This window comes from Adlercreutzia sp. ZJ473 (assembly GCF_013185065.1).
Classification (GTDB): domain Bacteria; phylum Actinomycetota; class Coriobacteriia; order Coriobacteriales; family Eggerthellaceae; genus CAAEEV01.
Genome location: NZ_JAAVTO010000078.1, coordinates 1 through 7,987, shown reverse-complemented (window position 1 = coordinate 7,987; position 7,987 = coordinate 1). Strand labels below are relative to the sequence as shown.

8 protein-coding genes are annotated in these 7,987 nt (G+C 69.6%); all 8 read left to right on the top strand.

Features of this window, described 5'->3' with window-relative positions; translation table 11 throughout:
* The first annotated feature begins 360 nt into the window (after window positions 1-360).
* On the top strand, window positions 361-672 hold the full coding sequence (gatC, locus tag HRL41_RS11180) for an Asp-tRNA(Asn)/Glu-tRNA(Gln) amidotransferase subunit GatC (RefSeq protein ID WP_165172110.1): 312 nt from the start codon (window positions 361-363) through the stop codon (window positions 670-672).
* Window positions 672-2,174: an Asp-tRNA(Asn)/Glu-tRNA(Gln) amidotransferase subunit GatA gene (gene gatA, locus HRL41_RS11175; protein ID WP_172137095.1), complete on the top strand. Its 1,503-nt coding sequence runs from the start codon at window positions 672-674 to the stop codon at window positions 2,172-2,174. Before gatC ends, gatA begins: the two co-directional genes overlap by 1 nt.
* Before the next feature lie 3 nt (window positions 2,175-2,177).
* On the top strand, window positions 2,178-3,752 hold the full coding sequence (gatB, locus tag HRL41_RS11170) for an Asp-tRNA(Asn)/Glu-tRNA(Gln) amidotransferase subunit GatB (protein ID WP_172137094.1): 1,575 nt from the start codon (window positions 2,178-2,180) through the stop codon (window positions 3,750-3,752).
* Between the two features lie 15 nt (window positions 3,753-3,767).
* The gene (locus HRL41_RS11165; protein WP_216662671.1) at window positions 3,768-4,031 is read left to right on the top strand and encodes a holotricin-3; all 264 of its coding nucleotides are present in this window, start codon (window positions 3,768-3,770) and stop codon (window positions 4,029-4,031) included.
* Window positions 4,032-4,298: 267 nt separating this feature from the next.
* On the top strand, window positions 4,299-4,691 hold the full coding sequence (locus tag HRL41_RS11160) for a MerR family transcriptional regulator (protein WP_165172118.1): 393 nt from the start codon (window positions 4,299-4,301) through the stop codon (window positions 4,689-4,691).
* A gap of 6 nt (window positions 4,692-4,697) precedes the next feature.
* Window positions 4,698-5,495, top strand: coding sequence for a nickel pincer cofactor biosynthesis protein LarB (gene larB, locus HRL41_RS11155; protein WP_172137093.1), 798 nt, complete (start codon window positions 4,698-4,700; stop codon window positions 5,493-5,495).
* Window positions 5,496-5,779: 284 nt separating this feature from the next.
* On the top strand, window positions 5,780-6,685 hold the full coding sequence (gene larC / locus HRL41_RS11150) for a nickel insertion protein (protein ID WP_172137092.1): 906 nt from the start codon (window positions 5,780-5,782) through the stop codon (window positions 6,683-6,685).
* 213 nt (window positions 6,686-6,898) lie between these two features.
* The coding region (gene hisZ / locus HRL41_RS11145; protein WP_172137091.1) for an ATP phosphoribosyltransferase regulatory subunit at window positions 6,899-7,987 on the top strand (1,089 nt) is incomplete at its 3' end.

Below are 7,987 nucleotides of genomic sequence, written 5' to 3'. Positions count from 1 at the left end.
CCCTCGCCGCGCGGGCGGGCCTGCCCGCCGACGCCTACCTCGCCGACAAGCCGCGCTTCTCCTGCCTCGCCACCCACGTGCCGGCCGGCGAGCCCCTCACGCGCGCGACCCTCGTCGCAGCCGCGCGCGAGCTCGGGATGTGACGCGGCCGCGGCTGGCGCGCGACCCTCGGCGTCGCGGCTGGCGTGCGACTCTCGGTGTCGCGGCTGGCGTGCCGCCCTCGCCGCCGCGGCTTCCGTGTTAAATCTCTAATGCGCGCGCCACGTGCGGGTTCATCGGTTCGCGGGTTTGCTATCATGGTTTGCTATGAGTCCGCCGCGCGCTGCGGCGATGAGCAATCCGAAAGAGGACCGACCAACCATGACACAGCACCTATCCGAGCATGATGTGCGCGGTATCGCCGAATACACGCGCATCGGCCTCGACGATGAGGAAGTCAAGCAGATGACGGTTGACCTGAACGCCATCATCGACTCGCTGGCCCCCATCACCGAATACGACCTCGAGGGCGTCGAGCCCACGTTCCACCCCATCGGCGACTTGTCCAACGTCATGCGCGAGGACGTGGAGCGCGCGGGCTTCACGCAGGACGTGGCGCTCGAGAACGCCCCCAAGCAGCAGGACGGCTGCTTCCTCATCCCGTCCATCCTGGGCGAGGGGGGTGACCGCTGATGGCATCTTCGCAGACGTTCGGCTCCATGAGCGTGCGCGCCATCCAGGCGGGCCTCGCCGCCGGGGAGTTCTCGGCCGCCGAGGTGGCGCGCGGCACGTTCGAGCGCATCGGCGCCGCTGACGCGCGGGTGCACGCCTTCCTCGAGACCACCGAGGCCGCGGCGCTCGAGGCCGCGGCGCGCGTCGACGCGGCGCTCGCGGCGGGCAGGGACCTCTCCGAGCTCGGGCCCCTCGCCGGCGTGCCCGTGGGGTACAAGGACAACATGAACCTTCTGGGCACGCACACCACGTGCTCCTCGCGCATGCTGGAGAGCTACGTGTCGCCCTACACGGCCACGTGCGTGGCGCGCACGCTCGAGGCGGGCGCGCTGCCCGTCGGCAAGCTCAACATGGACGAGTTCGCGTTCGGCTCCTCCACCGAGACCTCGGCGTTCGGCCCCACGCGCAACCCGTGGGACCTCGACCGCGTCCCGGGCGGCTCCTCGGGCGGCAGCGCCGCGGCCGTGGCGGCGGGCCTCGTGCCCGTGACGCTCGGCTCCGACACGGGCGGCTCCATCCGCCAGCCGGGCAGCTTCTGCGGCATCGTGGCCGTCAAGCCCACCTACGGCGTGGTCTCGCGCTACGGCGTGGTGGCCTTCGGCAGCTCGCTCGACCAGGTGGGCCCCTTCGCCCGCACGGTGGAGGACGCGGCGCTCACCTTGAACGCCATCTCCGGCCGCGACGAGCTCGACTGCACGAGCCAGGAGGTCGCGGTCGACTTCACGGCCAACCTCGCCGAGGGCGTGCGCGGCATGAGGATCGGCGTGGTCCCGGCGTTCATGGACGCCGCCGGCCTCACCTCAGAGGTGCGCGACAAGGTGGCCGAGGCGGCCGCCAAGCTCGAGGAGCTCGGCGCCGAGCTCGTGGAGGTGGAGCTCCCCAACGCGCAGGCCGCCATGAGCGCCTACTACGTGCTCGGCCCCTGCGAGGCGTTCTCGAACCTCGCGCGCTTCGACAGCGTGCGCTACGGCTACTGCGACCCGGGGCACAAGGACCTCGGCGGCCAGTACGAGGCCAGCCGCGCGAACGGCTTCGGCCCCGAGGCGCGCCGCCGCATCATGCTCGGCAGCTACCTCCTGTCCGCGGGCGTGTACGACAAGTACTACTACCCGGCCCAGCAGGTGCGCACCCTCATCACGCAGGACTACGCGCGCGCCTTCGAGCAGATCGACTGCATCCTGGCGCCGGTGGCGCCGCGCACGGCGTTTCGCTTCGGCGAGATCGCCGACCCCACCGAGATGTACCTGTCCGACATGTTCACCATCTCCATCAACATCGCGGGCAACGGCGGCATGTCGATGCCGATCGGCCTCGGCGCCGAGACGGGCATGCCGGTCGGCGCGCAGCTCGTCGCGCCGGCCTTCCGCGACAAGAACATGCTGCGCGTGGCCGCGGCTCTCGAGGCGGTCTACGGCCCGGCGCCCGTCGCGCCTGACTTCGCCGACGGAAAGGCAGGTGAGTAGCTCGTGAAGAAGCTCGAAGAGGTTTTTGAGACGTGGGAGGCGGTCATCGGCCTCGAGATCCACGCCGAGCTGACCACGCTTGACACGAAGATGTTCTGCGGCTGCAAGCTGGAGTTCGGCGCCGACCCGAACACCCACACCTGCCCCGTGTGCCTGGGGCTGCCGGGCGCCCTGCCCGTGCCGAACAAGGCCGCCATCGAGTCCATCGTGCTGGCGGGCTTGGCCACCAACTGCGACATCGAGAAGCACTCGATGTTCTACCGCAAGAACTACATGTACCCCGACATGGCGAAGAACTTCCAGACCACCCAGGGCCCCGTGGCGTTCTGCATGCGCGGGCACCTGGACCTCGACGTCGACGGCCCGGCCGCGCGCGAGCGCTACCGCCTGGACGACCTGGCCGCGGGCGAGAGCGACGGCAACATCACGCGCACCGAGGACGGCTACGTGGCGCACGTGGGCATCACGCGCATCCACATGGAGGAGGACGCGGGCAAGATGGTGCACGTCGGCGGCGGCGAGGGCCGCATCGCGGGCGCCACGCACTCGCTCGTGGACTACAACCGCGCGGGCACGCCCCTGATCGAGCTCGTGACCGAGCCTGACCTGCGCACGCCCGAGGAGGCGCGCCTGTTCATGCAGAAGCTGCGCCAGATCTACCTGGCCATCGGCATCTCGGACTGCTCCATGGAGGAGGGCTCGCTGCGCTGCGACGGCAACGTGAGCCTGCGCCGCCGCGGGGCCGAGGAGTTCGGCACGAAGACCGAGCTCAAGAACATGAACTCGTTCAAGAACCTGCACGACGGCCTGGCCTACGAGATCTGCCGCCAGGCGGAGGTGCTCGAGGAGGGCGGCGTCATCTACCAGGAGACGCGCCACTGGGACCCTTCCGCCAAGCGCACCATCGTGATGCGCGTGAAGGAGACGGCCGACGACTACCGCCTGTTCCCCGAGCCCGACCTGGCGCCCTACGACCTGTCCGACGCGTTCATCGAGCGCGTGCGCGCCAAGCTGCCCGAGCTGCCCGACCAGAAGGCCCGCCGCTTCGAGGAGGCGTTCGGGCTTACGGCCTACGACGCGCGGCACCTGGTGGAGCACCGCGAGACGTCCCGCTTCTTCGAGGCGTGCATGGAGGCGGCCGGCGACGAGGCGGCCAAGCTCGCCAAGCCGGTGGCGAACCTCGTCATCAACGACGTCACGGCGTACCTGAACGCGGAGGGCGTGGCGCTGGCCGCCACGCCGCTCTCCCCCGCGCGCGCCGTCGAGCTCGTGCGGCTGCAGGCGTCCGACGCCATCTCGTCCAAGCAGGCCAAGCAGGTCTTCGCCGCGGTGCTCGCCGAGGACAAGGACCCGGAGGCCATCGTGGAGGAGCGCGGCATGAAGCAGGTGTCCGACGCGGGCGCCATCGAGGCCGTGGTCGCCGAGGTGATCGCCGCGAACCCCGACGAGGTGGCGCGCTACAAGGACGGCAACACCAAGGTCATAGGGTTCTTCGTGGGACAGTGCATGAAGAAGATGCGAGGACAAGGCAACCCGAAGGTCATCAACGAGCTGCTGGCGAGGAGGCTTGCCGAGTAGCGGAGGGGAGGCGTCATGGGCGACGAGCGCAGGCCGGGCGACTGGCAGCACCGCAGCCATCGGGAGGCGAACACCATCGTTCGCGACCCTTCTGCCAAGAAGTGGTACCAGGAGACGTTCTGGATCATCTTCTTCCTGGTGGTGTTCTGGCCCGTGGGTCTGGTGCTCATGTGGCGCGGCGACTGGCCCCTGCCCGTGAAGTGCGTGGTGACGGCAGTGCTCGCCTTCATCGTCTTCATGGTGTGGGGCATGTACCAGGCGGTGCTGCTCGCTTCGTGACCCTGCCTTCGGCGTCCTTTCGGCCGGGAAGCGCCGCCGCGTGAGCGCGGATTTGGCGCGGCTCGGCGGCGGTCGGGCTTCAGCTCGAGCCCGCACGGGGCGCGGCTTCTCCTTTGTGGAGGAATCGTGCCCTACGCGGGCGGAATCATTGCGCGTGTATTGACTTGCAGTTAACTCCATATGGTGTAATACGCCCTATTGGATGTGGGGAAAATTACGTTTGCAAATTAATGTGGGGATGATTACGTTTGCAAATTAAGGAGCGCAATGAAGATTGCAGAAGTGAGCAAACGGTACGATATCTCTGCCGACACCCTTCGGTACTACGAAAGGATCGGACTCCTCCGCCACGTGCCGCGCAACAAGAGCGGCATTCGTGACTACGACGAGAGCAGCTGCCGAACGGTTGAGTTCGTCAAGTGCATGCGCGATGCGGGCATGTCCATCGAGGCTCTCGTCGAGTACATGGAGCTGCTCGAGCAGGGTGACGTCACGTTGCTTCAGCGCAGGGATCTGCTCGAGCAGCAGCGCAGCCGCCTCAGGGGACGCATCCGGGAGCTTCAGGAAGCTCTTGCGAAACTTGACTACAAGATCGAGAATTACGAGGAGACGGTGTTGGCGGGTGAGAACGCCATCCGCTTCACGGAGGAGAACTGCTAGCGCTTCATGGTTTGCAAGGCACGGGAAATCGAATACATGCTGCGCGCCGTCGCAGAGGGAAGCCTCGCCGTTGACGAGGCTTCTCGTGCGTTGTGCGCCGAGATCGACCAGGCGCGCGGCTTCGCCGACCTCGGGTACGCGCGGGCTGACCTCGCGCGCGCCGCGCGGCAGGGCGCCGGCGAGGTGGTCTTCGGCGAGGGGAAGACGCCCGCGCAGGTCGCGGGCATCGTGCGGGCGCTGCTCGAGGGCGGTCAGCCGCGCGTGCTGGTGACGCGGCTCGACGAGGAGAAGCGCGCCGCGGCGCAGGAGCTTCTGGGGAGCGCGTGCGAGCTGGCGTACTACCCCGAGGCGCGCCTGGGCGTGGCGGGCGGCATGCCCGAGCCCGACGGCGACGGCGTTATCGTGGTCGCCGCGGCGGGCACGAGCGACGTCGGCGTGGCCGAGGAGGCGGCGCTCACGGCGCAGTTCCTCGGCAACGAGGTGGTGCGCCTGCTCGACGTGGGCGTGGCGGGCATCCACCGGCTGCTCGCGTGCTCGGACGAGCTCGCCCGCGCGCAGGTGGTCATCGCCGTGGCGGGCATGGAGGGCGCGCTCGCCAGCGTGATCGGCGGCATGGTGTCGTGCCCGGTGATCGCGGTGCCCACGTCCGTGGGCTACGGGACGGCGTTCGGCGGCGTGACGGCGCTGCTCGCGATGTTGAACTCGTGCGCGAGCGGGGTGTCGGTGGTCAACATCGACAACGGGTTCGGCGCGGCCTACCAGGCGAGCCTCATCAACCACCTCTCCGCCCGCGCGGACGCATAGGGCCGGCGGCGGGCGCGGCGCGTGAGGGCGTGTGGCACGCGGTGTGAGCGGTTGTCTGCGGGCGCGCGGCGCGGACGGCTCCGCCTGCGGGCTGCGGCGCGGCGCGTTGCGAGCATGTGGCACGTGGTGTGAGCGGCCGGGCGATCGCGCGGTCGTCCAGCCGAGCGTGTTTCACGTGAAACATTCGTTTGTGCGAACCGATGTTTCACGTGAAACATCGTGGGCTGCGCGGCGTCTGCGGGCGCGGCGCGTTGCAAGCATGACGCTCTGGGAAGGGAGTTTGAGTGGGAAGCGTTTTGTGGTTGGAGTGCTCGTCGGGCATCAGCGGCGACATGTGCGCGGCGGCGCTGCTCGACGCGGGCGCTGACGAGCAGGCGGTGCGCCGCGCCCTCGAGAGCCTGCCGGTCGAGGGGTTCGAGGTGCGCATCACGCGCGTGGTGAAGTCGGGCCTTGACGTGTGCGACTTCGACGTGGTGCTCGACGCGGAGCACGAGAACCACGACCACGACATGGAGTACCTGCACGGCGCAGGTCGCGAGCCTGGGCACGCGCATGTGCACGAGGACGATCAGGCGCATGAGATCGTGGGCGGCCACGGGCACGCGCGTCCGCAGGGCTGCTCGTGCGAAGGGGGCCATGCGCACGTGCGCGAGGACGGGCACGCGCACGAGCACCGCGGGATGGCGGAGGTCACCGCGCTCATCGACGCCGCCGACATGACTCCCCATGCGAGGGAGATCGCGCGCGAGGTGTTCGCGATCATAGCCGAGGCCGAGGCGCAGGCGCACGGCGTGCCCGTCGGCGAAGTCCACTTCCACGAGGTGGGAGCCGTCGACTCCATCGCTGACGTGGTGGCCGTCGCCGCGGCGCTCGACAGCCTGCACGTGGAGGAGGTGGTGGTCACCGAGCTCGCGGAGGGGCGCGGCACGGTGCGCTGCCAGCACGGCGTCATCCCCGTGCCCGTTCCCGCGGTGGTCAACATCGCCGCCGCCCATGGCCTCGTGCTGCGCGTGCTCGACGTGCGCGGCGAGCTCGTGACGCCGACAGGCGCCGCCGTGGCGGCCGCCGTGCGCACGACCGACAAGCTCCCCGAGCGCTTCGCCGTCAAGCGCGTGGGCATGGGCGCGGGCAAGCGCGCCTACGAAACCCCCGGCATCCTGCGCGCCCTCGTCATCGAGCCGGTGGAGTAGGGCTCGCTCCCTGCCTTTCGGCAGCCTTCTTGTAAGTAATCGGGCGCGCGTGCTTGCTTTATCACTCTACTGTGCTAAAGTATGGGACGCTGTCGGGATCACACGCCGACGGCGCATGCTGAAAATCCGCTGTTTTCGCCGCGCTGCTTACCTGGGCGGCGCGCGAGCAGTACCATAAGCTGTCTGAGAATACGTTGGAGAAGGAAAGCGCCTGTGAACCTTGTCACCCCCTCTGGTTTCCGCGACGTCCTCACGCAGGAGGCGCGCGCGAGAGAGACGATCACGCGCGCGGTGCAGCAGCTCTTCGCTGACCGCGGCTACCTCCCCATAGAGACCCCCACGCTCGAGGTCCTCGACGTCATGCGCGCCGGCGGGCGCCTGCCGGGCTCGTCGTTCAAGTTCTTCGACTCGCGCGGCGACCTTCTGGCCATGCGCCCCGACGTCACGCTGCAGATCGCGCGCATGTGCGCCACGCGCCTGCGCAGCGAGGAGGGGCCGCTGCGTTTCCGCTACACGCAGCGCGTCTTCCGCGAGACGGAGGCCGACGCGCAGGCCGCCGAGCGCGAGGTGACGCAGTTCGGCGTTGAGTGCATCGGCGAGGAGGGCTTTGAGGCCGACGCCGAGATCGTGGGGCTGTTCATCGACGCGGTGCGCGAGAGCGGCGTGGACGACTTCTCGCTGGCGCTCGCCACGGTGGGCGTCCTGCGCGCGCTGCTCGACCGCTCGGGCGCGCCCGAGGCGTGGAAGGCCGCCGTGCTCGAGGCGTACCACGCGTCCGACTTCGTGGAGCTCGACCGCCTGACCGACCTCGACGGCGCCGCGCTCGAGGTGGACGTCGCGGGCGTGGCCCCGGCCTACGCCGACGCCATCCGCGCGCTGCCGCGCATCCGCGGCGGCATCGAGGCCATCGAGGCCGTGCGCTCGCTCGTGGTGCCGCTCGGCTGCGCCGACGGCCTCGACGAGTTCGAGCGCACGTTCAGCGCGCTGGCCGACCGCGGCCTGGCCGACCGCATCCTGATCGACTTCTCGGTTATGAGCTCGTTCGACTACTACACGGGCATCGTGTTCGCGGCGTACTCGCCGCACCTCGGCTCGCCGCTCGGCTCGGGCGGGCGCTACGACCACATGATCGGCGCCTACGGCGTGGAGCGCCCAGCGGCGGGCTTCGCGTTCTACCTCGAGCAGGTGATGAGCGCCGCCGCTGCGGAGAGGTCCGCGCAGGCTGCGTTGGCTGCGCCGGCCGCGGGGGGCTGCGAGGCCGCCATCGCGCCCGGCGCCGCGAGCCGCACGACCGCCGCCCCC